The sequence below is a fragment of the Denitrificimonas halotolerans genome, assembly GCF_034259425.1.
Lineage (GTDB): Bacteria > Pseudomonadota > Gammaproteobacteria > Pseudomonadales > Pseudomonadaceae > Denitrificimonas > Denitrificimonas halotolerans.
Genome location: NZ_JAXIVU010000002.1, coordinates 1 through 24,286, shown reverse-complemented (window position 1 = coordinate 24,286; position 24,286 = coordinate 1). Strand labels below are relative to the sequence as shown.

Annotated in this window: 24 protein-coding genes, 1 pseudogene and 1 riboswitch; of the genes and pseudogenes, 5 read left to right on the top strand and 20 right to left on the bottom strand. The window is 46.5% G+C overall.

The features are described 5' to 3' along the window. The first annotated feature begins 1 nt into the window (after position 1). The 3 genes from ubiH (at position 2) to TOI97_RS01970 (ending at position 3,669) form a co-directional block, all read left to right on the top strand. Positions 2–1,198, top strand: a complete 1,197-nt coding sequence (gene ubiH, locus TOI97_RS01980; RefSeq protein WP_321552458.1) for a 2-octaprenyl-6-methoxyphenyl hydroxylase — start codon at positions 2–4, stop codon at positions 1,196–1,198. A 95-nt stretch (positions 1,199–1,293) separates the two neighbouring features. Further along, the gene (locus TOI97_RS01975) at positions 1,294–2,511 is read left to right on the top strand and encodes a 2-octaprenyl-3-methyl-6-methoxy-1,4-benzoquinol hydroxylase (RefSeq protein ID WP_321552457.1); all 1,218 of its coding nucleotides are present in this window, start codon (positions 1,294–1,296) and stop codon (positions 2,509–2,511) included. A gap of 156 nt (positions 2,512–2,667) precedes the next feature. After that, a complete protein-coding gene (locus TOI97_RS01970) occupies positions 2,668–3,669 on the top strand; it encodes an extracellular solute-binding protein (protein ID WP_321552456.1) in 1,002 nt (333 codons plus the stop codon). Between the two features lie 52 nt (positions 3,670–3,721). Here the strand turns inward: TOI97_RS01970 and TOI97_RS01965 are convergent, their stop codons facing one another. The 4 genes from TOI97_RS01965 to nfsB all read right to left on the bottom strand — a co-directional run bounded on the left by TOI97_RS01965 (position 3,722) and on the right by nfsB (position 6,401). Next, complete coding sequence (locus TOI97_RS01965; protein WP_321552455.1) at positions 3,722–3,967, bottom strand: transposase; 246 nt, start codon at positions 3,965–3,967, stop codon at positions 3,722–3,724. Positions 3,968–3,973: 6 nt separating this feature from the next. Continuing rightward, the gene (locus tag TOI97_RS01960) at positions 3,974–4,783 is read right to left on the bottom strand and encodes an RNA-guided endonuclease InsQ/TnpB family protein (RefSeq protein WP_321552454.1); all 810 of its coding nucleotides are present in this window, start codon (positions 4,781–4,783) and stop codon (positions 3,974–3,976) included. A gap of 285 nt (positions 4,784–5,068) precedes the next feature. After that, complete coding sequence (locus TOI97_RS01955) at positions 5,069–5,659, bottom strand: IMPACT family protein (protein WP_321552453.1); 591 nt, start codon at positions 5,657–5,659, stop codon at positions 5,069–5,071. 85 nt (positions 5,660–5,744) lie between these two features. Beyond that, the gene (gene nfsB, locus TOI97_RS01950) at positions 5,745–6,401 is read right to left on the bottom strand and encodes an oxygen-insensitive NAD(P)H nitroreductase (RefSeq protein WP_321552452.1); all 657 of its coding nucleotides are present in this window, start codon (positions 6,399–6,401) and stop codon (positions 5,745–5,747) included. Positions 6,402–6,726: 325 nt separating this feature from the next. Between nfsB and TOI97_RS01945 the strand changes: the two genes are divergently transcribed. After that, on the top strand, positions 6,727–7,461 hold the full coding sequence (locus TOI97_RS01945) for a glucose 1-dehydrogenase (RefSeq protein ID WP_321552451.1): 735 nt from the start codon (positions 6,727–6,729) through the stop codon (positions 7,459–7,461). A gap of 116 nt (positions 7,462–7,577) precedes the next feature. On the opposite strand, the gene TOI97_RS01940 is transcribed toward TOI97_RS01945, so the two are convergent. After that, positions 7,578–8,963, bottom strand: a complete 1,386-nt coding sequence (locus TOI97_RS01940) for an NAD(P)/FAD-dependent oxidoreductase (RefSeq protein ID WP_321552450.1) — start codon at positions 8,961–8,963, stop codon at positions 7,578–7,580. Between the two features lie 216 nt (positions 8,964–9,179). Here TOI97_RS01940 and yghU point away from each other — a divergent pair, with 216 nt between their 5' ends. Further along, positions 9,180–10,043, top strand: coding sequence for a glutathione-dependent disulfide-bond oxidoreductase (gene yghU / locus TOI97_RS01935; RefSeq protein ID WP_321552449.1), 864 nt, complete (start codon positions 9,180–9,182; stop codon positions 10,041–10,043). A gap of 59 nt (positions 10,044–10,102) precedes the next feature. On the opposite strand, the gene TOI97_RS01930 is transcribed toward yghU, so the two are convergent. The 15 genes and pseudogenes from TOI97_RS01930 to TOI97_RS01860 form a co-directional block, all read right to left on the bottom strand. Beyond that, positions 10,103–11,008, bottom strand: a complete 906-nt coding sequence (locus tag TOI97_RS01930) for an EamA family transporter (RefSeq protein ID WP_321552448.1) — start codon at positions 11,006–11,008, stop codon at positions 10,103–10,105. Next, the gene (locus tag TOI97_RS01925) at positions 11,005–12,720 is read right to left on the bottom strand and encodes a putative 2-aminoethylphosphonate ABC transporter permease subunit (RefSeq protein WP_321552447.1); all 1,716 of its coding nucleotides are present in this window, start codon (positions 12,718–12,720) and stop codon (positions 11,005–11,007) included. The genes TOI97_RS01930 and TOI97_RS01925 overlap by 4 nt, the downstream gene beginning before the upstream one ends. A gap of 33 nt (positions 12,721–12,753) precedes the next feature. After that, entirely contained in the window at positions 12,754–13,824 is a 1,071-nt protein-coding gene (locus TOI97_RS01920; protein WP_321552446.1) for a putative 2-aminoethylphosphonate ABC transporter ATP-binding protein, read from the bottom strand. A 44-nt stretch (positions 13,825–13,868) separates the two neighbouring features. Continuing rightward, positions 13,869–14,882: a putative 2-aminoethylphosphonate ABC transporter substrate-binding protein gene (locus TOI97_RS01915; protein WP_321552445.1), complete on the bottom strand. Its 1,014-nt coding sequence runs from the start codon at positions 14,880–14,882 to the stop codon at positions 13,869–13,871. A 121-nt stretch (positions 14,883–15,003) separates the two neighbouring features. Continuing rightward, positions 15,004–15,831, bottom strand: coding sequence for a phosphonoacetaldehyde hydrolase (phnX, locus tag TOI97_RS01910; RefSeq protein WP_321552444.1), 828 nt, complete (start codon positions 15,829–15,831; stop codon positions 15,004–15,006). A 10-nt stretch (positions 15,832–15,841) separates the two neighbouring features. Continuing rightward, positions 15,842–16,993 (bottom strand): 2-aminoethylphosphonate--pyruvate transaminase, encoded by a 1,152-nt coding sequence (locus tag TOI97_RS01905; RefSeq protein ID WP_321552443.1) that lies wholly within the window; start codon positions 16,991–16,993, stop codon positions 15,842–15,844. Positions 16,994–17,010: 17 nt separating this feature from the next. Beyond that, complete coding sequence (locus tag TOI97_RS01900; protein ID WP_321552442.1) at positions 17,011–18,243, bottom strand: NAD(P)/FAD-dependent oxidoreductase; 1,233 nt, start codon at positions 18,241–18,243, stop codon at positions 17,011–17,013. Positions 18,244–18,470: 227 nt separating this feature from the next. Then, on the bottom strand, positions 18,471–19,169 hold the full coding sequence (gene bluB / locus TOI97_RS01895; protein ID WP_321552441.1) for a 5,6-dimethylbenzimidazole synthase: 699 nt from the start codon (positions 19,167–19,169) through the stop codon (positions 18,471–18,473). An 80-nt stretch (positions 19,170–19,249) separates the two neighbouring features. Then, positions 19,250–19,378, bottom strand: a pseudogene (locus TOI97_RS01890) (nucleotide-binding protein); the annotation flags it as partial. Further along, complete coding sequence (gene cobO, locus TOI97_RS01885; RefSeq protein WP_321552440.1) at positions 19,379–19,990, bottom strand: cob(I)yrinic acid a,c-diamide adenosyltransferase; 612 nt, start codon at positions 19,988–19,990, stop codon at positions 19,379–19,381. Positions 19,991–20,104: 114 nt separating this feature from the next. Then, positions 20,105–20,881, bottom strand: a complete 777-nt coding sequence (locus TOI97_RS01880) for an ABC transporter ATP-binding protein (RefSeq protein WP_321552439.1) — start codon at positions 20,879–20,881, stop codon at positions 20,105–20,107. After that, positions 20,881–21,837: a FecCD family ABC transporter permease gene (locus TOI97_RS01875; RefSeq protein ID WP_407651304.1), complete on the bottom strand. Its 957-nt coding sequence runs from the start codon at positions 21,835–21,837 to the stop codon at positions 20,881–20,883. The genes TOI97_RS01880 and TOI97_RS01875 overlap by 1 nt, the downstream gene beginning before the upstream one ends. A gap of 16 nt (positions 21,838–21,853) precedes the next feature. After that, the gene (locus tag TOI97_RS01870) at positions 21,854–22,735 is read right to left on the bottom strand and encodes a cobalamin-binding protein (RefSeq protein ID WP_321552437.1); all 882 of its coding nucleotides are present in this window, start codon (positions 22,733–22,735) and stop codon (positions 21,854–21,856) included. A gap of 175 nt (positions 22,736–22,910) precedes the next feature. Next, positions 22,911–23,117: riboswitch (cobalamin riboswitch) on the bottom strand. A gap of 205 nt (positions 23,118–23,322) precedes the next feature. Beyond that, complete coding sequence (cobU, locus tag TOI97_RS01865) at positions 23,323–23,874, bottom strand: bifunctional adenosylcobinamide kinase/adenosylcobinamide-phosphate guanylyltransferase (protein WP_321552436.1); 552 nt, start codon at positions 23,872–23,874, stop codon at positions 23,323–23,325. A gap of 311 nt (positions 23,875–24,185) precedes the next feature. Next, positions 24,186–24,278, bottom strand: a complete 93-nt coding sequence (locus tag TOI97_RS01860) for an IS3 family transposase (RefSeq protein WP_407651303.1) — start codon at positions 24,276–24,278, stop codon at positions 24,186–24,188. Between the last annotated feature and the right edge of the window lie 8 nt (positions 24,279–24,286).

The following is a 24,286-nucleotide window of genomic DNA, read 5'->3' as shown; positions in this document are numbered from 1 at the left end:
CATGAGCCGAGTGCAGATCGCAATTATTGGTGGTGGTTTAGTTGGCGCCAGCCTCGCTTTGGCCTTACAAGCGGGGGCTCGCGAACGTCAATGGAAAATTATTCTGATCGAACCTTTCGCGCCTGGTGATGGCTATCAACCTAGCTACGATGCACGCTCTTCGGCCTTATCTTATGGCAGTCAGCAAATTTATCAACGTTTAGGTCTATGGGAAGCTATTGCGCATCGCGCCGAAGCCATTGTTGACATTCATATCTCTGACCGTGGACGTTTTGCAGCAACACGTCTCAGTGCCAACGAAGAAAATGTCCCTGCTTTAGGCTATGTGGTAGAAAATGCTTGGTTGGGACATTGCTTGTGGGCCTCCCTCGACCCTACGGTAGTCGAATGGCGCTGCCCTGCTCGGGTGAAGCAACTGCAAGCATTAAATGATGGCTATCATTTAATATTGGACGATGACAGCACTCTCGACTGTGATCTGGCTATTCTTGCTGATGGTGGTCGCTCTGGCCTACGAGAACAACTGGGTATCCATGCACGTAAGACCCCATACGGACAAACAGCTCTGATCAGTAATATCAGCACCGCGCTTCCACACCAAGGCACTGCCTTTGAGCGCTTCACTGATGATGGTCCGTTGGCATTATTACCAATGTCAGAAAACCGTAGCGTGTTGATTTGGACACGTGAACCTAACGAAGCTCAACGTTTGTCGGAATTATCAGACCCAGATTTTTTACAAGAATTACAAGAGTGCTTTGGCTACCGCTTAGGCGCCTTTGAACAAGTTGGGCAACGCCACCTTTATCCTTTAAGTCTAGTGGAAAGCAGCGAACAAGTGCGAGCTCATTTAGTCGTCCTCGGTAACGCTGCCCATAGTCTGCATCCAGTCGCGGGACAGGGCTACAATTTATCCTTACGCGATACCATGGCCCTCACCGAATGTCTTTTAAGCGGCCCTAAAACACCAGGTGATTTAACCACCTTGCTGAATTTTCAACATCAGCAACAACTAGACCAAGCACTCACTATTGGTTTCTCTGATCGTGTCACCCGCTTATTTTCTACTGGTAAACCATTATTTTCTGGCGGTCGTAATCTGGGGTTACTTGGCCTCGATCTCTTTCCTCCAGCCAAACATTGGTTTGCTCGCCAAGCAATGGGTTTAGGTGTACGCCCCACAGTTATCAAAACCTAAGCAAGTGAATTTCAGAACCGACCTAAGTAGAAATTTTATATATTCGTCGCAAACCTCAAGCATAACTTGCCGACAGCACACAGTAGGACTTCAATATGCATGCAGATTTAATCATTGTTGGCGCAGGAATGGTGGGTAGCACCCTCGCTTTAGCACTGCAAAACAGCGGGCTCAAGATAATGCTGATAGACAGCAACAGTCTGACACCTAACGTATTTAATCACGAGCAAGCCTTTGAGCCTCGTGTTAGTGCTTTATCCATTGCCAGTCAACGCATCCTCGAACAAGTGCATGCTTGGCCTAGTATTGTGCAAAGACGTGCTTGCCCTTATAGCCACATGCATGTTTGGGACGGCTCAGGCACAGGTAAAATTGATTTCTCCGCTAACAGCGTCCACGCCAAAGTACTAGGACATATTGTTGAAAACCGTATAGTCCAAGATGCCGTGCTAGAGCAGTTACAGCAGTCGAACATTGAATTAAAACCTCAAGCCCGTATGGAACAGCTGCGCCACGCTAGTACAGGCTGGCTGCTGCAACTAGAAGATGGACAAGAAATCCATACACCCCTGATCATTGCAGCTGATGGTGCCAATTCAGCTGTACGTCGCCTAACAGGTTGTGCAACTCGTGAATGGGACTATTTACACCACGCTATTGTGACCAGCGTTCGCTGTGAAAAACACCATTTAAACACCGCTTGGCAACGCTTTACCGATGAAGGCCCTTTAGCTTTGCTGCCCTTACAGCACAATGATGGACACAACTGGTGCTCTATTGTTTGGTCGCTTCCAGAGGAGCAGGCACTACAAGTTATGACGCTTGATGACACAGCCTTCTGCCAAGCTTTAACTGACGCCAGTGAGCAACGTTTAGGCCGGATTGAACACGCCGATCCGCGCTACCGTATTCCGCTGCGTCAACGTCATGCTAAACGCTACGTGCAGCAAGGCTTAGCTTTTATTGGTGATGCTGCCCACAGTATTCACCCGCTAGCCGGCCAAGGCGTTAATCTCGGTTTTTTAGATGTGGCAGTATTAGCTCAAGTGCTCCTTAAAGCCCTACAACGTGGCGAAGATATCACTAGCGAACGGGTACTGAGTCGTTTTGAGCGCCGCCGTATGCCGCATAATTTAAGCATGATGGCTGCAATGGAAGGCTTTCAACACCTCTTCCAAGCCGATGCGTTGCCGGTACGCTTACTGCGCAACAGCGGTCTAAAAATAGTCGACAACTTAGACGAAGCTAAAGCTATTTTTGTTCGCCAAGCTCTTGGCTTAGGTATTGATTTACCTGACCTAGCGCACACTTAAGCACATCTTTACTGACTATATACCAAAATGTGTGCTACCTCTTGACTCAACACCACAGCTAAGAAATAGCTTGATTCACATTTATTGCATATTTTAGTTGATAATCTAAATGAGATTAAATATCATTTACAAACTTTCACATAACCAGAGGTTGCCATGTCTATTCGCAAACCCATTCTCGCAGCTCTCGCACTCAGCGCAGTTGCAGGCCATGTTCAAGCAGCAGATGATATCGTGGTTTACTCCTCGCGTATTGATGAGTTGATCAAGCCTGTTTTTGATAAGTACACTGAACAAACCGGTGTCAAAGTCAAATTTATTACCGACAAAGAAGCACCTCTTATGGCCCGCTTAAAGGCTGAAGGTGGCAATACACCTGCTGATATCCTCATCACAGTCGACGCTGGTAACCTCTGGCAAGCTGAGCAAATGGGTATTTTGCAACCACTTAACTCAGGGACAATTAAAAACAATATTCCAGTCCAATACCGCTCCAGTAATGATCAGTGGACCGGCCTCTCTTTACGTGCCCGCACTATTGCTTATTCAACTGAACGTGTCAGTCCAGAAGAATTAAGCAGTTACGAAGCCTTAGCTGATAAAGATTGGAAAGGTCGACTGTGCTTACGCACCAGTAAAAAAGTATACAACCAGTCACTTACCGCAACGCTCATTGAAGCTCACGGTGCAGAAAAAACCGAGAACATCGTTAAGGCTTGGGTTGATAACTTAGCTACTGATGTATTTTCAGATGACACTGCATTATTACAAGCTATCAACGCTGGCCAGTGTGACGTAGGTATTGTAAACAGCTACTATTATGGCCGTTTACACAAGCAGAATCCGGACCTAAAAGTAAAGCTGTTCTGGCCTAACCAAGATGACCGAGGCGTACACGTTAACCTATCTGGCGCTGGTATCACGAAATACGCACCTAATGCTGACGAAGCTCGTAAACTACTTGAGTGGATGACCACAGGTGAGGCACAAAGCATCTTTGCAGGCGCAAACCAAGAGTTCCCAGCCAATCCTAACGTTGCTCCTTCAGAAGAAGTAGCCGCATGGGGCGAGTTTAAAGCGGATACTGTTCCAGTAGAAGTAGCGGGTAAACGTCAGGCAGAAGCCATTCGTTTAATGGATCGTGCCGACTGGCGTTAAGCTATCAAGCACACCGCATAAACAAACCGCCTGCTTTGACATCCTCCCCGACCTAAAGGACGGGGATTCCTACTGCTAGACGGCCATGTCCGGCCGCGAGAATGTTGCGTGCCGCGTTAATATCGCGATCGTGGGTGACACCACACCCACTGCACGTCCATTCTCTTATTCCAAGTCCTGCGATACCTTTTGGCCTCGACTCGGGCAAACTGCCGCAACTCGAACAGGTTTGGGTGGTGTATGCCTCGTCAATTTCCTTAAAAACAATGCCTGCGTGAGCGCATTTATAGTCCAGCATTGTTTTTTATTGACCCCAGCCAGCGTCCAACACTGACTTGGCCATCGTGGTTTTAACGAGCTTTAAACTACTGACATTGCCCACATAGATTTCACCGCAGCGGTTGACCAGCGTGCGGCTGAACTTGTGCAGGGCATCTTTTCTACGGTTAGCGATTTTCGCATGAATGGTTTTGACTTGGGTTTTATTTCTGGCTCGTTGCGCTATGGCTAATTTTTCCTCAAGGCCACGGTAGAAGCGGCCCGCTTCCAGCTTGGTGCCGTCCGAGCAGGTGGCAATGTCGGCCAAGCCAAGGTCAATACCGACACGGTCTTGGCCTTTGCTTGGTTCGACCTCCACATCAACCACAACATTGAAGTACCAGCGGCCACGGGCATCTTCGTTGAAGCTACTAGAGCGGAATCTATATTCGCTCAAACCGTAGCTATCCCACACTTTAAAATAGTGGCCGTTGTGGTAGACCTGACCATTTTTCCATTGCGCCGCACCTGTATTGACGGGTATCCAGCCCAGTGAGCGACGTACACCGCCTGATTTGCGCCAGTTCAGCCGCGCTTTCTTAAACTGCTTGCGGCGTGTGACATACTCACCTGCAATGCACTGTAAGGTTTGGCTGTGCAGGCCAAGCTCTTTACCTGCGCCCTTAGTGTAGGGATGCATATCATACGCAGACAAAAACACACCACGCTCTTTAATCGAGCGTTGACTTAATTCATTAACAAAGTTCCAGACGAAATTGACGCTGCGAGCCATACGGTTTAGCAAGGGAACATGCCTATCTCGTACTCGAACTTTTAATGTTTTGGTGTGCTTCATCATACTGTATACAATACCAGTACTAACCTATACTGCAAAGACTTTAGCAGTCTGTTAAGGGGTTAAGGGGCTGCTTAAGCAGCCCTCGCTATCCATCCCCGCACTAAAAGTACGAGGTCTTACACGATTTTGATAAAACTGTCTCTTTATTGAGCAGATGAGTGATCAAGCAGACCAAGGCCTGAGCTCGATATTATATCGGATTCAGGCCTTTGAGTTTAGCCTAATACGCTCGTAATTAAAGGGTGGATATATGCACCACTCTCCTTTCTCAGCAAGGGTGCCCTAATCGCTTTTAATGGGTTGCAATTGACTCACACCTCGTGTCGCTTCTTTTAAAGCGTGTTGCAACACCTCAACTTGCTCATCAGGCACAGCAAAATTTAACCAAGCCCCCTCTGCATCAAAGGTTTCGCTATTGAGCACCCCTCCAACCTCGGCAATGCGAACCTTAAATACATCTAAATAGGTATAAGGACAGTGCCCGCTCAGCGTCGTGCGCTGTATGAAAAGCTCACTAGACGCAGTTTGTAAGACTTGCGTAGCACAGCCACCATATGCACGGGCTAAACCTCCAGTACCCAACTGGATACCACCATACCAACGAGTAACCACAATCAATACTTGATCAAATTTCTGATTTTCAATGGCTGCTAAAATTGGTCGACCGGCAGTACCACTGGGCTCTCCATCATCATTAAAGCGATACTGCTCACCACAACGCCATGCCCAACAATTATGCGAGACATTCGGCACGCTGAGCCGAGCAATTAATGCCGCTGCTTGATCAGCATGAGATAAAAAAACCGCCTGCGCCAAAAAACGACTTTTTCGAATTTCTTCTTCATAGCTATGGGGCGCCTTAAGCACTCGCATTGACTGTATTCCTATTACTGCCTCGGTCTATATTGCCAGCATTAAAAGCAGCACAAACATCAACTCGCCTACACTGCAACTATGCTTAAATTATAGTAAATATATCATCTGCAGCTAAACGTGACTTCGGCAATGAAGCGTTGAAATCAGTCTCTGCTCGATAGCCTAGCGCCACCGCAGCAACAGCCGTAAGATCATGCTCGTTTAAACCAAACTCCAAATCAAGAACAGCTTGATCAATACCTTCCATCGGCACTGCATCAATATTTAATAACCCTGCACCCAATAAGAAACTTCCCATATTTAAATAAACCTGTTTCTCTAACCAGTGAGGCACATCTTTTCTAATGAATTTATGCTCATTAAGGTATGACAAGCGAGTATTGTGTGAAGCTTCTTTTGCCTCAGGCTTAGCTGAAAAACGGCCATCTTGCTCTTCAGTGACCAACACCTTTTGCAAATGAACCTCATCAATCTGTGTACGCGCACAAAATAAAATCACATGAGACGCGTTCAAAATTTTCTCAGCGTTATAACTATAAGTACCACCAGCACCTTTGGCTAAGCGAGCTTTACCTTCTGCGCTACTGGCCACAATAAAGTGCCATGGCTGAATATTAGTACTCGATGGGCTTAAACGCAGCAAAGCTAACAGTTGCTCAACCACAGATTCAGGGAGTTTTTTATTGGCATTAAAAGCCTTAGTCGCATAACGACGATTTAATACATCGACTAATTGCATAACACACCTCACACATTACTTTTAGCTTTAGCACAATACTTGGACAGCTTAACCTGCTCTTTCCAATCTAAAATATAGACCAACTAGACAGCTCCACTCCTCGATTACATTTACATGAAGCACAGAGCTTGATTCGCTCAATGTTAACACAGCATCCAAACACTCAATTTGCCTGCTACGGACAATCTCGTCTTCACAATATTTGCTCAAGAGCAAGCGCTCCCAGAATACTTTTACCCAATGACTCAACCCACAATACACACTGGTATCATTTGCAATGAGCAAGCTATACTGATGACAAACAATAATCCTAATAGGACATAATATGGCTCGTTTGCAAGATAAAGTTATCATTATCACAGGTGCTGCACAGGGTATGGGAGCTACCCATGCTCGCCTCTGTATCGAAGAAGGTGCTCAAGTTGTCCTCACCGATATCAATGCCGAAAAAGGCCTAGCCTTAGCTGAGGAGCTAGGCAGTAATGCTTTATTTATTCAGCATGATGTCACCTGTGAGCAAGGGTGGGCACAAGTCGTAGAACAGACTGAAGCCCATTTTGGTCCTGTCAATGTGCTAGTCAATAACGCTGGCATTACTATGGCTAAGTCTATTCTCGACACATCACTAGACGACTATCGCCGCATTATTGAAATCAACCAAGTTTCAGTTTTTTTAGGCATGAAAGCTGTTATTCCGTCAATGCAAACACGCAAACAAGGCTCCATTATTAATATTTCATCGATTAATGGTTTAGTCGGTGGCGCAATTGGCTATACCGATTCTAAATTTGCTGTACGTGGTATGACTAAGGCTGCTGCCTTATCCTGCGCACCTTATGGGATTCGCGTTAATTCTGTACATCCCGGTGTTATAGCGACCCCTATGGTCATACAAGAAGATACCAAAGCAGCGGTCGAAGCATTTGCCAAAAACATTCCATTACAACGCTTAGCCCAACCGGAAGAAGTCAGTAGTATTGTGCTGTATCTTGCTTCAGATGATTCCAGTTATTCTACTGGTGCTGAGTTTATTGTCGATGGCGGTTTAACAGCACGCTAAATTGATTTTAATGAAACATAAGTGTCAACTCATGCAGCAGTAGTGCACTAAACTTTTCCAATACCCATTAAAAACGGCGCTGAAAAATCTAGCGCCGTTTTATACTGCTTTAAATATTAATGAGCAGCTTTATTTTTCTTCTTATTTTTAACTAAAGTTAAGTTTAAGAAGTGCTCAAGCGAGTCATCCATAATTTCCAACCAAGGTTTAGGCAATTCTGGAGCCAAAGTCCCTGTCAAAGTTGAGCGATAGGACTTTTCTCTAAAGCCCATAATGTCGACTTTTTTATCTTTCTGCCACTGCTTGAAAATTTCACCCTGCTGCTCTACCTCAAACTCTGGGTAGTCCGTTGGGTCAGTGAGATCACGAATATACTTGGCTTGAAAATCAATTTCCTCATCTACAGTTTTAACTGCAGCATACTCATCAACCCACTGTTTTTCATCAGCTTTACGCGCGGCTAAAGCAGGTAAATCAATTCTGCCCATAATTACATCACGTGCATACCATGCTTGCGCATCAAACATATTAAAAGTGAAGTACTGATCTTGCATACCCAAGTAAATCAACTTTGGATTCTGCTGCCAGAAAATTCCTTTGTAGAGGTTCTCAGGGTAGAGGCAGTTATGCGTTTCCAAACGCAACTCATCCGGCAAGAATGAGAAGTGGAATAAATAACCAGTGCACATCACCACTGCATCAAAAGCTTGGCTAGTACCATCAATAAAGTGGGCTACATTACCCTCAAAGTGCGTGACTAAAGGCACTTCTTTCATACCTTCTGGCCACTCATAACCCAACGCTTGACTGCGATAACTGATCGTGACCGACTTTGTGCCGTACTTATAGCACTGGGTACCAATGTCTTCTGCAGAATAACTGCCACCAATCAGTAAAATATCTTGATCCTTAAACTCCAATGCATCACGGAAGTCATGGGCGTGCATCACACGACCAGGAAACTCTTCCAAACCTTTAAAGTAAGGCATATTTGGCGTAGAGAAATGACCTGTAGCAACCACTACATAATCAAACTCACCGGTTTCCTGTTGACCCGTTTTATGATTCATCACAGTCACAGTAAATTTCTGTGTTTCGGCATCAAAAGTCACCCAGCGTACTGGGCACTCAAAACGAATGTACTTACGGATACTCTCCTGATCAATGCGTCCCATGATGTAATCTTTAAGGACTTCGCGCGGAGGGTAAGAAGGGATAGGCTCACCAAAGTGCTCTTCAAAAGAATAGTCCGCAAATTCAAGACACTCTTTTGGGCCATTGGACCACAAGTAACGGTACATACTGCCATGTACTGGCTCACCATTCTTGTCTAAGCCTGTGCGCCATGTGTAGTTCCACATGCCGCCAATATCATTTTGCTTCTCGTAGCAGACAATTTCTGGAAGGTCCTTTGCACCTGCTAAACGTGCAGCTTCAAATGCACGCAATTGAGCTAAACCACTCGGACCCGCACCTAAAATAGCTATTTTTGTATTCTTCAAAACATACTCCCATTTCACTTCGATAGGAGTAATTATAACATATTTTATATTTCGATGTTTTTTTGACTAAAATAGCCCAATCAGTCTACAAGAGAACCTGAAGTTTTAGCAAATCTAAGGGCCTGATTTCAGCACCAATAAGATTCTGCATCAATTGGAAAAAATGCCAGACTAAACACAGGCCAAACGCTAACTCATAATAAATGGGAAATTTATATGTCTGAAAACAATACCTACGTGCCTCCTAAGGTTTGGACTTGGGATACAAAAAACGGTGGCGAGTGGGCCAAAATTAATCGCCCTATTGCCGGTCCAACCCACGATGCAACCTTACCGCAAGGTCAACACCCATTACAGCTCTATTCCCTAGCCACACCTAATGGCCAAAAAATAACTATTATGCTCGAAGAGCTTTTAGAATTAGGGGTTCAAGGAGCCGAATACGACGCTCATCTGATTAAAATAAACGAAGGCGATCAATTTTCTTCTGGCTTTGTTGAGATCAATCCAAACTCCAAAATCCCCGCCCTCTTAGACGTTGAGACCGGTAGCCGCGTCTTCGAAAGTGGGGCTATTTTACTGTATTTAGCTGAAAAATTTGGGCACTTCCTCGCAAAAGATCCAATCGCACGCACTGAAGTCTTAAACTGGTTGTTTTGGCTACAAGGTTCGGCACCTTACTTAGGTGGTGGCTTTGGTCATTTCTATGCGTACGCACCGGAAAAGTTTGAATACCCCATTAACCGTTTCACCATGGAAACTAAGCGCCAACTCGATGTACTGAACCGTGAACTGGTACAAAAACGCTACCTAGGAGGCGATGAATACAGCATCGCTGATATAGCTAGCTGGCCTTGGTATGGAAACTTAGTGCTTGGCAATACCTACGACGCCGCAGAATTTTTGCAGGTCAAGGACTATAAGCACGTTCGACGCTGGGCTGAAGAAATCCTTGTACGCCCAGCAGTACAGCGTGGACGCATGGTGAACCGCACTTGGGGCGACCCCTCAGAGCAACTGCACGAGCGTCATGATGCCTCTGACTTTGAACTGCGCACCCAAGATAAACTGTCCACTTAACTCTCTGCCCTCTTACGCAGTTTGGTAAGAGGGGCTCCATCATACAGAAATCATCTACCTCAACCCAAGACGACCAAAAACAACCCTAACAAAATGATTCCAGTTCCGATGATCTTCGGCCCATGCATTGATTCTTTTAAAAATAACCAGCCCAATACAACCCCAATAGGAATACTGATCTGACGAAAAGCCACTACATAACTCACATCGTCTGCATAAGCCATGGCCCAAACAACCAATGCATAGGTCGCTAGAATCAGAGCTCCAGCTGCCATAGTACTGCGCCAGTTAGCAAATAAAGTACTCATCAACTGTCGTTCTTTAGACTGACAGAACACTCCGATCGACAACCAAATCAAAGCCGACCAAGCTTGTAAAATCACAAACAGTAGCGCCACCTCACCACTGCCAATCACCAACTGTGGCAATTCACGAATCTGGCGCGTTGCTCTATCATCTACTAAGGAATACCCCGCTGTACTGAGCGCTGCCAACAAGGCAAATAACGTAGCTAAATTTATGTAATTGGAACGATTAAAACTACGCATATAGCGCATGGGTAAAATCACACACCCACCTACAATCAACACAATACCCAACACGGCCAAAAAAGTGATCTGGTCCGCGGTGCCTAAAAATAATGCTCCTACCAGTAAGATAATCAATGGCGAAGAACGAGCCATGGGGTACACCACCGACATATCACCATATCGATAAGCCGCTGCTAAAGTACTCAAATACAAAGCTTGAAACAAACCAGTCAGTACGATTAGCCACCAAATATCAACAGTAAAAAGACTTAAAACATCCCAGTACCAAAGCAATACTGGCAAGCTAAGCAAGCCTCCCCAAAAAGTACTGTGCCAAAAAAAAGCGCCACTGGGACTGACGCTTTTTCCAAATAAATTCCAACTGGCATGCGTAAGTGCTGACAACAGCACAATAAAAATCGCAGTCAAGCTCATACTCGACCCTGCCGCCAAACCTTGGTTTTACGATCCAAACAGAAGCGCAATACCCCCTGCAGCAATTTAGCAGCAGCACAGGTTGCAGTAATTAATACCGCCATAGCTGCAGCCGCAGCAGTATCACCTGCTTCATCCATATTAAGTACAGCCACTGAAGCCAATTGCGACTCATGACCGTACAAAAACACAACCGCAGATACTGTGGTCATGGCATTCACAAATAAGTACAACGCCACATCTAATATTGCCGGTAAACATAACGGTACAGTGACGGTAAAGAGCACTCGCCAACGTGATGCTTTGAGCGACTCACCTACGGCCTCAAATTCACGGTCCAACTGTTTAATTGCGGTCACAGCAGTTAAATGAGATACCGCATAAAAATGAGCCACAGTGCAAAGGATTAAAATAAACAAAGAGCCATAAATCACGCCTAATGGATTATTAGGGTTATTAAAAAAGAAAATGTACGACAAGCCCAATACCAAACCAGGCACGGCCAAAGGCAGCATGGCCAATAACTGAAATAAACCCTTCACTACAGATGGTTGCGGTGTCCGCTCCATCAACCATGCATTAAAGAAGACCAACACAGTACCTAGAGCCATCACCCCTAGTGCCATCTGAATACTGTTAAAGTAAGCGCCCCAACCACCGCCATCCATCAAGTCAAATTGATAATTTTTCAGACTTAAATCTAAGTTATAAGGCCAAAAGGTAACAAAAGAGGCATATACCGCTGTTCCTAAAATCGCCAAAATGAAGAGCACTGTGGGCAGCAATAACAGCACACTTACAGCATCACGAAGTTTATTTACCTGTGGTCGATAAGGTACTGATTGCGCTGTAAAACTAGCAATCTGCTTACGTTGCACATAACGATCCGCTGCAAAAGCTAATAGCGCTGGTACTAGCAACAGCACACTAACCACAGCACCCATTTCAAATTGTTGCTGCCCCACAACTTGCTTATAAATATCAGTGGCCAATACATTAAATTGACCGCCAATCACTTTCGGCACGCCAAAGTCAGTGATCACTAGAGTAAACACCACAAACGCTGCGCTGATTAAACCATAACGAGCACCTGGCACCGTGACCGTCCAAAAAATGCGCAACGGACTGGCTTTAAGTGAGGCTGCCGCTTCATAGTGCCGACCATCGGCATTTTCCATAGAAGTTAAAATAATCATGAGCGCATGGGGAAAGGTCCAAAATACTGAACCTAAAACAACGCCAATAGGACCATAAATATCAGCTCCAAAGAGCCAACTTTTTAGCAGGCCTTGGTTACCAAATAAATAGACCAAGCTGATCGCAGATAATAACGATGGCGCTAAAATAGGTACGATCAAAATACCGCGAATAAGTCCCGTTAAAGCCAAACGTGTACGAGTTAAGGCCCAAGCGGCAGCGAAAGCTAATAACACCACCAGCACAGTACTCAAACTAGCAACCCATAATGAGTTAAAAAAAGCCGACTCAAAGGCGCTTGAGCCTAAATACTGCGCAAAGTTGGCCAGCCCAACAAACTCGCCTGCTTTGTTTTCAACACTTTTTGAAAGCAGCGTATATAGTGGTGCGAACACGAGCAAGGTCAGTGTAACGCATCCCATTAATAGCAATAAGGCAAAACCCCATCGATGACGCAACTGACTGAGCTGAACCATCAGTGGCATAGATCGGGCACCAGGTGCAGGAAGATTCATAAGTTCATCATTCAGTAAAAAACAGGATGCTGCTCAAGCTGCAAAACAGTGCAGTGAGTCAGAAGGCAAGGTGACATTCACCCAAGAACCACGGCTTAAACCTAACTGGCGTGCTGTGCGCGGATCCACATCCACGAGCAAACTTAAGCCCCACTCGCGCAAGGTCACTTGAGCACGAATAAAGGCACCTAAGTAATCCAAGTGTTCGACCTGTGCCGTCCAACCTGGACCATCTAAAGGCTGTAAATGCACATCTTCAGGTCGAATGGCTAAACGGATATTATCCTGCACCACCGAAATAGGCTGTTTTAACGCCAACACTCGGGCATCTAACTGTGCCGAGCGACCTGTTACTGCAGAATGACCAATGAAGTTCATCGATCCAATAAACTCAGCAACAAAGGCAGAAGCAGGCTGCTGATAAATTTCCATCGGCGTGCCTACCTGTTCAATCACCCCATTATTCATCACCACAACCCGATCAGCCATCGCCAATGCTTCTTCTTGGTCATGGGTGACCATAATGGTCGTCACACCCAGTTTTTGTTGCAGTTGGCGAATTTCAGTCCGTAAATGATGACGCACTTTGGCGTCTAAAGCAGACAATGGTTCATCTAGCAATAACAAGCCCGGATTGGGCGCCAAAGCACGCGCCAGTGCGACACGTTGCTGCTGACCACCCGACAACTGAGTTGGATATTTCTTCGCCTGATCCGGCAAACCTACAGTCTCTAGTAGCGCAGCTACTCGCGTTTTAATCTGAGCCTTCGGCACGCGTAAACAACGCAAACCATAGGCTACGTTGTCGGCAATGGTCATATTAGGGAATAAAGCATAGGACTGGAACACTATGCCAAAATCACGCGCACTGGGCGGCTGCAAAGAAATATCCTCTTCTCCTTGAAACAGCATCCCAGACGTCTGCTGCTCTAAACCAGCAATAATTCTGAGTAAGGTGGTTTTACCACAGCCCGATGGCCCTAAAAAACACACCAACTCACCCGGCTGAATATCTAAATTGATATTGCGCAGCGCAGAAAAATTGCCAAAATCTTTGCTGACATTTTTCACTACCAGTCGACTGCCTTGAGTGGACTTTTGCATGTTGTCATCCTCTGCCTTATTAGAGTTTATTGCTGTGCATACACTTATTGCGCTTCAGACTTACCGTCATAGCGTTGCTGCCATTTGCTCAAAATTGCTTGGCGATGCTCTGCCGCCCAAGCAAGATCATTGTCAATGAGCAGCTCTTGTGCATGTTCGGGGAAGTGTTTAACCGGTTTCGCGGCCTCTGGTAATGCCACAATGGCAAAGCCTTCGTTGTACATCTTCATAGCTTTTGGACTGACCACCCAATCCATTAAAGTTTTAGCTGCTGCCGTTTTAGTAGTGCCTTTAATAATGGCTGCAGCTTCCACTTCCCAACCCAACCCCTCACTTGGATACACCAACTCAATTGGCGCACCTTGATGCTTTAAACGTACACCACGAAAAGCAAAAGACACTCCAATAGGCACTTCACCAGTGGCTGCCATTTTGCACGGCTTAGAACCTGAATGGGTATAACGATTGATGTTCTTATGCAATCCATCCATATAAGCCCAGCCCGCATCATCACCCATCAGTTGTAACCAAGCTGAGACATCTAAAAAGCCTGTCCCCGATGAACTTGGATTAGGCATCACAATTTGCCCTTGATACACAGGCTGAGTCAGATCCTGCCAACTGTTTGGCATTGGCAGTCCTTTCTTTTCCATTTCAATGGTATTCACACACAAAGCAGCCATCCAGGCATTCATCCCGACCCAAGAAGGCTCTGGTGCTTGATCACTGAACTGAGCAGAAAGCCGGTCAAAGCCCACTGGCTTATATGGTTGCAGCATATTCTCGTTTTTCAGCATCAGTAAGCTGGTACCACCGAGCCCCCATACCACATCTGCACGCGGATTGTCTTTCTCGGCAAGTAAACGTGCTGTAATCACTCCAGTTGAATCGCGCACCCAATTAATTTTGATATCTGGATGATCTTCATTAAAACGTTGGGCGTATTTTTTCAGCGAGTCGGCTTCCAACCCGGTATAAACCGTCAATTCTGTTTGCGCCTGTACACCAGCAATGACACTACAAAGAGCAAGCGCTAGTACTGATTTGAAAAGTTTCACGTAGCCTTCCTTATGGTTATATCAAGAGGTCATCATTGGCTGACCGAAATTCTTATTGCAGCCAATGATAAGCAGCTAAAATTGCAACTTTGTGACAATCCGAAAGAATTTTCAGCTCTTTTTAGGGGCAAACACCAAGCTGTAATTGCTCTTGAATGCACTGGATTACACGGGGTAAATCAGCAATGGAATCAATTACATAGTGAGCTCCGGACTGCGCCATTTTGCTGCGCGCTACGGCAATACGCTGACTACGCTCCACTTCGGACAAACTAAAAAACTGCTCTTCTGATAACCCTAAGGCATTACCGGATGCAACCACCGCCACAGTCCACATGCCGGCATTTAACCCTTCCTCAATACCTGTAGCGGTATCATCCACTTTCACACAGGCCTGCACTGCTTGTGCACCCAGCTCTATCATGCCGCGCAAACTCATATAAGGTGCTGGACGCCCCAGGGGCACTTCTGTCGCGCAAACAATACTTTGTGGCTGAAAACCTTGACGCTCTAACGCAGGCAACATCACCTCAAACATTTCACGGCTATAACCGGTATTCACACCCAACCGAATACCATGATTATGAGCAAATTCTTGTAACTCTAAGGCGCCACTAATCAATTCAGAACGTTCGGCAATAGCGGCTGTTTGCAACGGTAAAAACGCTTGGTATAAACGCTCAATATCATCCTCATGAGGTGCTGCACCGTGAATCTCACTCCATGCTTGGGCAATGCGTGGCATCGCTAATAATTGACGAATATGCTCGCGTTTTTCTGTCCCCATCGGGCCTCGCGCCTCTGCCTCTGTAATCTCTAAGCCTTCATCCATAAACAATTTTAAAAACGCTTGAATCGGAGCCAAAGAGCCAAAATCAATACAGGTTCCAGCCAAGTCCAAAATAACGGCTTGAACTGGGCCAACATACGAACGGGAATAACGGTACATAACAAATCCTTTAAGCAGTTTTTAATTGGGGCGATAACAAATTCGGTGCAGGTACAGGTACAGTCATCCCCATTTGCATGCACGCATGGGAAACAGCCAGTAATACCGCATCAATTTGCTCATCAAAAAGCTGACCAATACAGCCAATACGAAAGCTATCCGCTACTGTCAGCTTTCCGGGATAAATCACAAACCCCTTCTGCTTGATCAGAGCGTAAAATTGAGTGAAATCAAACGACTCACTGCTAGGTGATAAAAAGGTGGTGATAATGGGCGACAACCATTCATCATCTAATAATGTCTGAAAGCCTAAGGCACGCATACCGGCCACTAAGCGGTCACGATTACGGGTATAGCGAGCCAAACGTCCTTGTACACCACCCTCGGCTTGATGCTCTTTAAGCGCTTGTAAAAAAGCAGCAATCACATGGGTTGGCGGGGTATAACGCCACTTACCACTGTTCTCCATATGTCGCCACTGCTCATATAAATCTAACGATAAACTGTGGCACCGCCCCTGCGCTCCTTCCAACCATTGACGTTCAATTAAGGCAAAACCAAACCCTGGCACCCCTTCAAAACATTTGTTAGCCGAGGAAATCAATGCGGCACAAGGTAGATCAGCCATATTGACTGGCACAGCACCAAAAGCACTCATGCTGTCTAAAATCAAACGCACTCCCGCCTGCGCGCACACTGCAGCAATTTCTTCTAGCGGATTAAGAATCCCTGAGCTGGTTTCACAATGAATCAGAACCACCTGTTCAATTTTTGGATTGGACTCTAATAACTGAGCCACTTCAAAGCCGCGAGGTGGCACATAGTCACCTTTATCAAGCACCATATACGGACGTTTGAGGTACTCTAAAATCTCACCTACACGCTGCCCATATGCACCATTCATCAACACCAACGTATAGCTGTCGGGATCAATCAGGGTGCCTAAAACCGCCTCCACTGCAAAAGTACCGCTGCCCTGCACTGGCACACAAACATGCGTCTGCTCTGCACCCGCCACAGACAACAGACGCTGACAAATTTGCGCTGTCATGTCATTAAATTCACCGTCCCAAGACCCCCAGTCTTTAAGCATGGCCTGCTTCACCGACAAACTGGTAGTTAAGGGGCCTGGGGTGAGTAAATAAGGTGCTTTTGAGTTCATTAAAGTCTCCGTAAGGTCTAACCAGAACGTTTTCGAGCACGCGCCGCTGCGCAACGCTGAATAAAATCTGGATCAAAAGAATCAACCGCGCCAAAGCGGTCTAAACGAAAAGCAGCAGGATCAATAAAAGGAGTACAGCCCGTGGCTAAATCAGCAACTAAACGCCCAATCCCACCGGATAATCCAACCCCAGCACCTGAGCACCCTGTTGCCGCAAAAAAACCCTCAACCCCTGGCATTGCGCCTATTAGGGGGATGTTATCTGGGGTGTAGCTCGACACGCTGCTGATATAGTGGGCTAAATCCAACTCATCCAATAACGAACATTGTTGTTGCAGCGCCACATATCCATCAGCCAAAGCTTCGTCACCGTTAGCATCCGTGGCAAAAGAAAAGCCCTGTAGATTATTTGGTAGGTCAGAAGGGTGAGCCGTCACAGCATTTTTGTCACGCATCCCAAACAGTAAACCACCCACTTCTGGTCGGGCATAAGAACCACTGTCAGGAAAAATAGTCATAGGAGCTCCGCGCAGAACTTGCGCGTGATACGCTGAAATCCAGTAATGGCTGCGCACTGGAGCCATCGCTAAATTAACCCCTTGCTGCCGCGCTAAAGCAGTACTCCATGGACCTGCTGCGTCAATGACCAAACCCGCATGCAAAATTTCGCCGCTAGCTAACTGAACTCCATACACCTTGTCCGCCTCGTTCAGTACTGAGGTCACTTCTTGATACAAACGAAAGACCACCCCTCGATTACGAGCAGCACGTGCATAAGCCATACACAAAGCATAAGGATCGATATAGCCATCATCAGGCAAATACAGTGCACGTGTTTGTTCAGTTAAAGACAACCAAGGCGCTAGCTGTTCAGCATCAGCAGGCTGCAACCATTCACTATTTTGCGCAAACGCCGCAGCCTGCGTTACCAGCCTATTTAGCTGCTGCAAGCCTTGCTCAGATGCTGCTACTTGCAAGCTACCAACTCGCTGCAAAGGCAATGATTCGCCAGTATGCTCAGCCAGCTGATCAATGGCAGCAAAGGTTTCCATAGCCAAAACAGTCAATGCCTTTGACGAGCGAATTCGAGTTAAAAGGCCAGCAGCTTGGCTAGTGGTTTGCTCAGCTAAACCAGTACGCTCAACTACTGTAATTTTAAGACCTGTCTGCTGACTTAAATAACTGGCAATAGAGCATCCAAGAATACCGCCGCCAATAACGACAATATCGGAATGACTTGACATGGACATAGTGACTTCCCGCTAATCGAATGCGGGCTATTCTTATAGAAAACTATGACAATGCAGTGACGCTTAGATGACAAAATGCCTACAAAACTCGCAACACAATGCACCTTCACCTGAAGCATTACTTTCATTTACTCATAAAGGCATTGAAATTTCTTTGCTAGCTTTTGTAGAAGGTCGAATAAGGGCAACAACAGGAATGACCGTAGCGACAATGGAAGTGCAGCTGATTACTTCTCAAACTGATCCAGCAAAGCTTGGTCATCCAACGCCTCTGACCAAGTATTATGGTGGATTAGGCTTTCCAACGGTAAGCGTGAGCGCCAACCCTTGGTTTCTAACTCTGGCTGATCTAAAAATTCACTGACATAGCCTACACACAAGTACGCCAACGGATAAACGTGACCCGGTAGATGCAAAATATCGGCTAGCTTGTCTTGATCCAAAATACTGACCCAACCCACGCCAATACCTTCTGCACGCGCTGCCAACCAGAAATTTTGTACGGCAAGACAAGTACTGAATAAATCCATCTCAACAATAGAGTTACGTCCTAATACATGATCACCACCGCGACTGCGATCACAGGTGATGCATAGATTCAACGGACTTTCTATAATGCCCTGCAGTTTCAAGTTACGGTATGTCTGTTGCCGCTCACCAGTGTAGTTATGAGCTGCCTTCGCATTTTCTTCATGAAAACTCGCCAAGACTTGCTGGCGTACTTCCAAACTATCGATTAAAACAAAATCCCACGGCTGCATAAAACCCACCGACGGTGCATGATGCGCAGCCTTCAACAGACGCGCTAGCACTGGATATGGGATGGGATCCGGTAGGAACTGTGAGCGTACATCGCGACGCTCATAAATCGCACGATACAAGCCTGCACGTTCGTCATCACTAAATGGGCGGTTATGATCAGTCATAGCTGTTCTTGTACTCCAGCAAAATGGTTCGAAGCGCTTGACATCCTCCCCGGCCTAAAGGACGGGGATTCCTACTGCTAGACGGCCATGCCCGACCGCGAGAATGGTGCTACCGAAACTCCTTGCCGCGCTAGCCAACGACATAAGGCAGCAACCACTGTAGTTTTGCCCGCATCCGAGGTCGTACCCTGAATCATCAAGGTGATCATTTATAACTCAATACCTTTTTGCGCTTTGATACCTTGATCTTTAAAGGCATGTTTCACTACCTTCATTTCAGTCACAGTATCGGCAATATCTATCAACTCCTGCGGTGCATAGCGTCCAGTGACCACGACGTGCTGCATTTCAGGGCGGGCCTGCAAATCATCCAGTACGCGGTCTAAATCCAAATAATCATATTTCAGGGCAATATTTAGCTCATCGAGTAAGATTAAATCATAGCTGTCATCTTGTAGCATGCCAGCCACAATATCCCATGCTGCGTTGGCCGCAACCACATCTTGCTCGCGATTTTGTGTATCCCAAGTGTAGCCTTGCCCCATCACGTGATAATCGATGTTGGGCAAATCACGGAAAAAAGCATGCTCACCGGTACTAAAAGCACCCTTAATAAATTGCACAATGCCCACTTTCATTTCATGGCCTAAAGCACGCGCCACCATGCCAAAACCGGAGCTGCTTTTGCCTTTACCAGAGCCAGTCAACACCAGTAAAACGCCCTGCTCTTTCTGCGCTTTGGAAATACGTTCTTGCATGATTTTTTGTTTAATCGCCATACGTTCAGCATGGCGTTCAGGGTTGCGTACAGCTTTACTCATGAGGGTTATCCTAATAATTTAAATGCTAAGAACGTGTCAGTTTCGCACCCATTCTCATTCTTTAATACAGCGGACACTTTAAAATGAACTTACAGCCAAGCACGATGCTATTCATCACAGACCGTCATCCACAGGCACAAAAACAGGCACGCCACCCGCTGCCACGGTGATCAACTTTTGCTGATACAGCTGCTCCAATGCTTCAAGTTTCAGCATACTTGCTGCTTCTCCCCAACACGCATCACCATTGGGATACAGCAGTAACACATGACTGCACCAGCGAGCTGCTAAATTGAGATCGTGCAAGCACATAAAGACGGCTTTACCACCCGCCGCCTGCGCTCTGAGCAAACGCATCACTTTAACCTGATGGTGTAAATCCAAATGATTAGTCGGCTCATCCAATAACCAAATATCAGGGTTTTGCGTCATCAATGTAGCGATGGCCACTCGTTGCCGCTCTCCACCCGATAAAGTGCTCAGCAATCGCCTAGATAAGTGTGCAACATCCAATGCCGCAAGGGCTTGCTGAGCACGCTGTTGATCCTCATGACCTTCTGCTTCCCAAGGGGATAACCATGGATGACGGCCAATCAATGCTGTTTCCATCACCGTTGCAGGAAAGCTGTCTTGACGGTCTTGAAACACCAAACCCAATTGCTGCGCCACAGTACGACGTTTAAGCTCGGCCAAAGGTGTTTCATTTAACAACACCTGACCGCTACGGGACGGCAACAAACCTGCCAAAGTATGCAACAAAGTGGTTTTTCCTGCGCCATTAGGGCCTAGCACACCCCAGATTTGACCCGACTGAATATGCACATTAAGTGGAAAGCCATCCGCTCTTGCTGGCACATTGATAATTAAATCGCAGGTCTGCAAATGACTCATTAACGACTCCGATGCAATAAATAAAGGAAAGTCGGTACACCCAACAACGCAGTAATCACCCCCACAGGTAATTGTTCTGGAGCAATCACAGTCCGAGCCACAGTGTCAGCCAAAACCAATAAACTGCCGCCAGCTAAAGCACTGGCTGGTAAAATAATGCGCTGATCATTACCTAATACCAAACGCAACATATGCGGTACGATCAGACCAACAAAACCAATACTACCGGCCGTGGTGACTGCAGTCGCTGTCATCAGGCTGGCCAATACATAAACGGTCCATTCTAAAGGACGTACTGATACTCCTAACGCGGCAGCCTGCATTGGACCACGGGCCAGCACATTGAGGTTACGCGCCAATGGCATCACCAGCACAATGGCAAACAGCAAGATCAAGAGTGCAGGCCAGGGCGTACGTGCATACGACATATCTCCCATCAGCCAATACAACATGCCAGGCAACTTGTAGGATGGCGTCAGTGCCAACATAAGCGTAATTACCGCTCCCCAACCGGCCGCAACTACTACACCCGTCAGCAATAAGCGTGAAGCAGTCCAACTACCGGTCCCTTGCGCCAACCCAAAGACCAAAAGCATCGCCAACATAGCACCACTAAAGGCTGCTCCAGAGATCAGCACTGCCCCTAGGCCACTCAACATCGCCAACAAAGCGCCCACTGCGGCGCCGCCAGACAAACCTAAAACATAAGGATCAGCTAGCGGATTGCGCAACAACACTTGCATCAGTGCACCAGCTACAGCCAACAACCCTCCCGTAGCAAAGGCCGCTAACGCACGCGGCAAACGCAGTTCAAATACCAAGGTGCGGTGTAAAGTACTACCCTCACCTTGCACTACCGCCCATAACTCTGCCGGCGCAATAGTCACACTACCAATTGCCAGAGCCAATAACATCGTAACTAAAGCCATCAAACTCAGCGCAGATACAGTCCGCATCATGGCGCCCACCTTTTTAACGTGCACGGGCAATATCCAATTTCTGACAAATATCACGACTGGCTTCAATTAAACGCGGTGTAGGTCTAGAGATCGGTGAAGCTGGTACAAAAAACAAATTGTCTTGTGCTACAGCTGTCATTTTTGGATAACTTTTCCAACGATCCAACTGATTGTCTTCCAACCCTTCCACACTACCCGTCAAAATAACCTGCGGATCCGCTTCCAAGACCACTTCCGCACTGACTCTAGGGATCAAACGTGGCATATCAGCAAAAATATTCACCCCACCACACAGCTGTAATACTTTACTAATTAAGTGTTGGTTATTAATCGTCATCAAAGGGGTTTCCCACACCTGATAAAATACCGAGACCGGCTCAGCATCGAGATACGCCTCAGCAAGCGTTGCCATACCTTCGCGAAAACGCTCAGCTTCAGCAAAACCTACTTGTTCAGTTCCCGCCAAAATGGATAAACGCTCAAGCACATCAGCCACCTCTGCAAAGCTTCGCGGCTCAATGGCAAATAACGGTAAACCGAGTGCCTGCAACATCTCTACTTGTGCGGGCGGGTTGCCTGTCACCCAAGTAATGACCAAATCAGGCTGCAATGCCAACAACGCTTCCACATCAACTTTAGTGTGTGTTCCAACCAACGGCAGTTTCAATGCTGCTGGTGGATAATCGCTGTGATTAACACCCGCCACAACTTTGCGACCAGCCCCAGCAGCAAAGGTCAACTCAGTTGCCCCAGGCGATAAGGTAGCAATACGTTGCGCAGGTTCAGGTAAACACAACTGCTGACCGCTCTGGTCTTCTACACATACCTGTGCCCACACCAATACTGGCATCGATAACAAGGCAAACAACAGTGCTTTAATAGACCGAAATATCATGAATCAACTCTCATTGCTTAAATCAGTAGACAGATAACGCACAGTCGCACAGTTCACACTCGCGGGATTATTCAGAGCGAGCCGATGGAGCCTAGCACTGATAAAAAATCAGCTTGAGAGGTGGGGAAAGCCGTAAGACAAGTTGGTGCTTACCCACCGCAACGGCCCTCCGCAGTCTTCGGTGTGTTAACAGGCCGGTCTCCGGACTTGTGAGTTGCGATCGCTCAACAGCGCACACCTTCCCATGCCAAGCACAGTGGTATTCACTTAGGCTGTTCTCTCACTTACCGTTGCGGGGGCAGTGCCGGACTTAAACCGGCTTCCCGTTTCACTGTTATAACCGCTATGCAGCCATAACAACACCTGAAAACGCGCAGCAAGGCTAACAATGCCTCACCTTATGGTCAATGCTTAAACCCTTGGATAATAATCGGCAAAAATTAGCCAACCCAACACACCCTCAAGATGTATTGGCTCTAAAAAACTAAAATATATAAAGTGAATCAGCAAACCGGTGAAGCTTAGACCCAGATGCGCAAACACTACGACTTCATTGAACCCGCTCTTGCATTCAAAACAAACTCGCTCTATTCAACATCGTTGTCGACAGAATCCTTCAAAACCAAAGATAATCCCGCCACTGCTAAAACAACATGCTGACAACGCTGTGCTAAGGCTTGATTGAGCCAACCTAATTCATCGCAAAACTTTCGGGTCAGTGGATCCATACCAATAGTCCCTAAACCTGTTTCATTGCTAACAACAATCAATGACCCAGGATAGCTTTCAATCTGCTCAAGAAAGGCATCACGCTGGCGCTGAAACTGAGCATCACCAATGTGCAATAAATTACTCACCCATAGACTCATACAGTCAATCAACAAACACGGTACTGGACTCTGTCGACCCTGCTCACGCAGAACTTTAGCCAGATCTAAAGGTTCTTCCACCAACCCCCAAACATCTGGACGTAAAGTTTGATGACGACTGATGCGCTGAGTCATTTCCTCATCACCCGCCGTAGCCGTAGCCACATAAACCACCGGCAACGACTGTTGCAACGCCTGAGCCTCAGCCAATCCGGTTTTCCCCGAGCGAATTCCACCGAGAACCAATGTGTGACGCTGATCATTGAGCATGTGCAACTCCACCATTCTTAAGCACGCAAGCACCACCAGTTACGACCAACAATGCCCATAAAACAGCCATTAGACCTAAGCACTGTCCCAGCATGCAAGGGTATTATCAAAATCGCGTAAGACCTCGTAATTTTAATGCGAGGATGGATAGCGAAGGGTGCGTAAGCAGCCCCTTAACCTCTTAACAGACTGCTAAAGTCTTTGCAGTATAGGTTGGTATTGGTACTGTATACAGCATGGTAAGGCACACCAAAACATTAAAAGTTCGAGTACGAGACAGGCATGTGGAGTGAACCCCTTTTCTTGGACTCTTAAGCCACGCTTTTACTTAGGTACTGAGCTCTGTATTGAGCAGGGCTCATCTTTAAATTAAGCATGATTCGTTCGTTGTTATAGTAGCTAATGTAATCTT

Bases quoted from the DNA above. Each gene is read 5' to 3' on its own strand.
- TOI97_RS01970 (WP_321552456.1), top strand. From the start codon at position 2,668: ATGTCTATTCGCAAACCCATTCTCGCAGCTCTCGCACTCAGCGCAGTT.
- TOI97_RS01965 (WP_321552455.1), bottom strand. From the start codon at position 3,967: ATGCTGGACTATAAATGCGCTCACGCAGGCATTGTTTTTAAGGAAATT.
- cobO (WP_321552440.1), bottom strand. From the start codon at position 19,990: ATGAGTAAAGCTGTACGCAACCCTGAACGCCATGCTGAACGTATGGCG.
- nfsB (WP_321552452.1), bottom strand. From the start codon at position 6,401: ATGCAATTAGTCGATGTATTAAATCGTCGTTATGCGACTAAGGCTTTT.
- yghU (WP_321552449.1), top strand. From the start codon at position 9,180: ATGTCTGAAAACAATACCTACGTGCCTCCTAAGGTTTGGACTTGGGAT.
- ubiH (WP_321552458.1), top strand. From the start codon at position 2: ATGAGCCGAGTGCAGATCGCAATTATTGGTGGTGGTTTAGTTGGCGCC.
- TOI97_RS01955 (WP_321552453.1), bottom strand. From the start codon at position 5,659: ATGCGAGTGCTTAAGGCGCCCCATAGCTATGAAGAAGAAATTCGAAAA.
- TOI97_RS01900 (WP_321552442.1), bottom strand. From the start codon at position 18,243: ATGTCCATGTCAAGTCATTCCGATATTGTCGTTATTGGCGGCGGTATT.
- phnX (WP_321552444.1), bottom strand. From the start codon at position 15,831: ATGTACCGTTATTCCCGTTCGTATGTTGGCCCAGTTCAAGCCGTTATT.
- TOI97_RS01975 (WP_321552457.1), top strand. From the start codon at position 1,294: ATGCATGCAGATTTAATCATTGTTGGCGCAGGAATGGTGGGTAGCACC.
- TOI97_RS01880 (WP_321552439.1), bottom strand. From the start codon at position 20,881: ATGAGTCATTTGCAGACCTGCGATTTAATTATCAATGTGCCAGCAAGA.
- TOI97_RS01925 (WP_321552447.1), bottom strand. From the start codon at position 12,720: ATGAATCTTCCTGCACCTGGTGCCCGATCTATGCCACTGATGGTTCAG.
- TOI97_RS01920 (WP_321552446.1), bottom strand. From the start codon at position 13,824: ATGCAAAAGTCCACTCAAGGCAGTCGACTGGTAGTGAAAAATGTCAGC.
- TOI97_RS01930 (WP_321552448.1), bottom strand. From the start codon at position 11,008: ATGAGCTTGACTGCGATTTTTATTGTGCTGTTGTCAGCACTTACGCAT.
- TOI97_RS01945 (WP_321552451.1), top strand. From the start codon at position 6,727: ATGGCTCGTTTGCAAGATAAAGTTATCATTATCACAGGTGCTGCACAG.
- TOI97_RS01875 (WP_407651304.1), bottom strand. From the start codon at position 21,837: ATGCGGACTGTATCTGCGCTGAGTTTGATGGCTTTAGTTACGATGTTA.
- cobU (WP_321552436.1), bottom strand. From the start codon at position 23,874: ATGCTCAATGATCAGCGTCACACATTGGTTCTCGGTGGAATTCGCTCG.
- TOI97_RS01870 (WP_321552437.1), bottom strand. From the start codon at position 22,735: ATGATATTTCGGTCTATTAAAGCACTGTTGTTTGCCTTGTTATCGATG.
- TOI97_RS01905 (WP_321552443.1), bottom strand. From the start codon at position 16,993: ATGAACTCAAAAGCACCTTATTTACTCACCCCAGGCCCCTTAACTACC.
- bluB (WP_321552441.1), bottom strand. From the start codon at position 19,169: ATGACTGATCATAACCGCCCATTTAGTGATGACGAACGTGCAGGCTTG.
- TOI97_RS01960 (WP_321552454.1), bottom strand. From the start codon at position 4,783: ATGAAGCACACCAAAACATTAAAAGTTCGAGTACGAGATAGGCATGTT.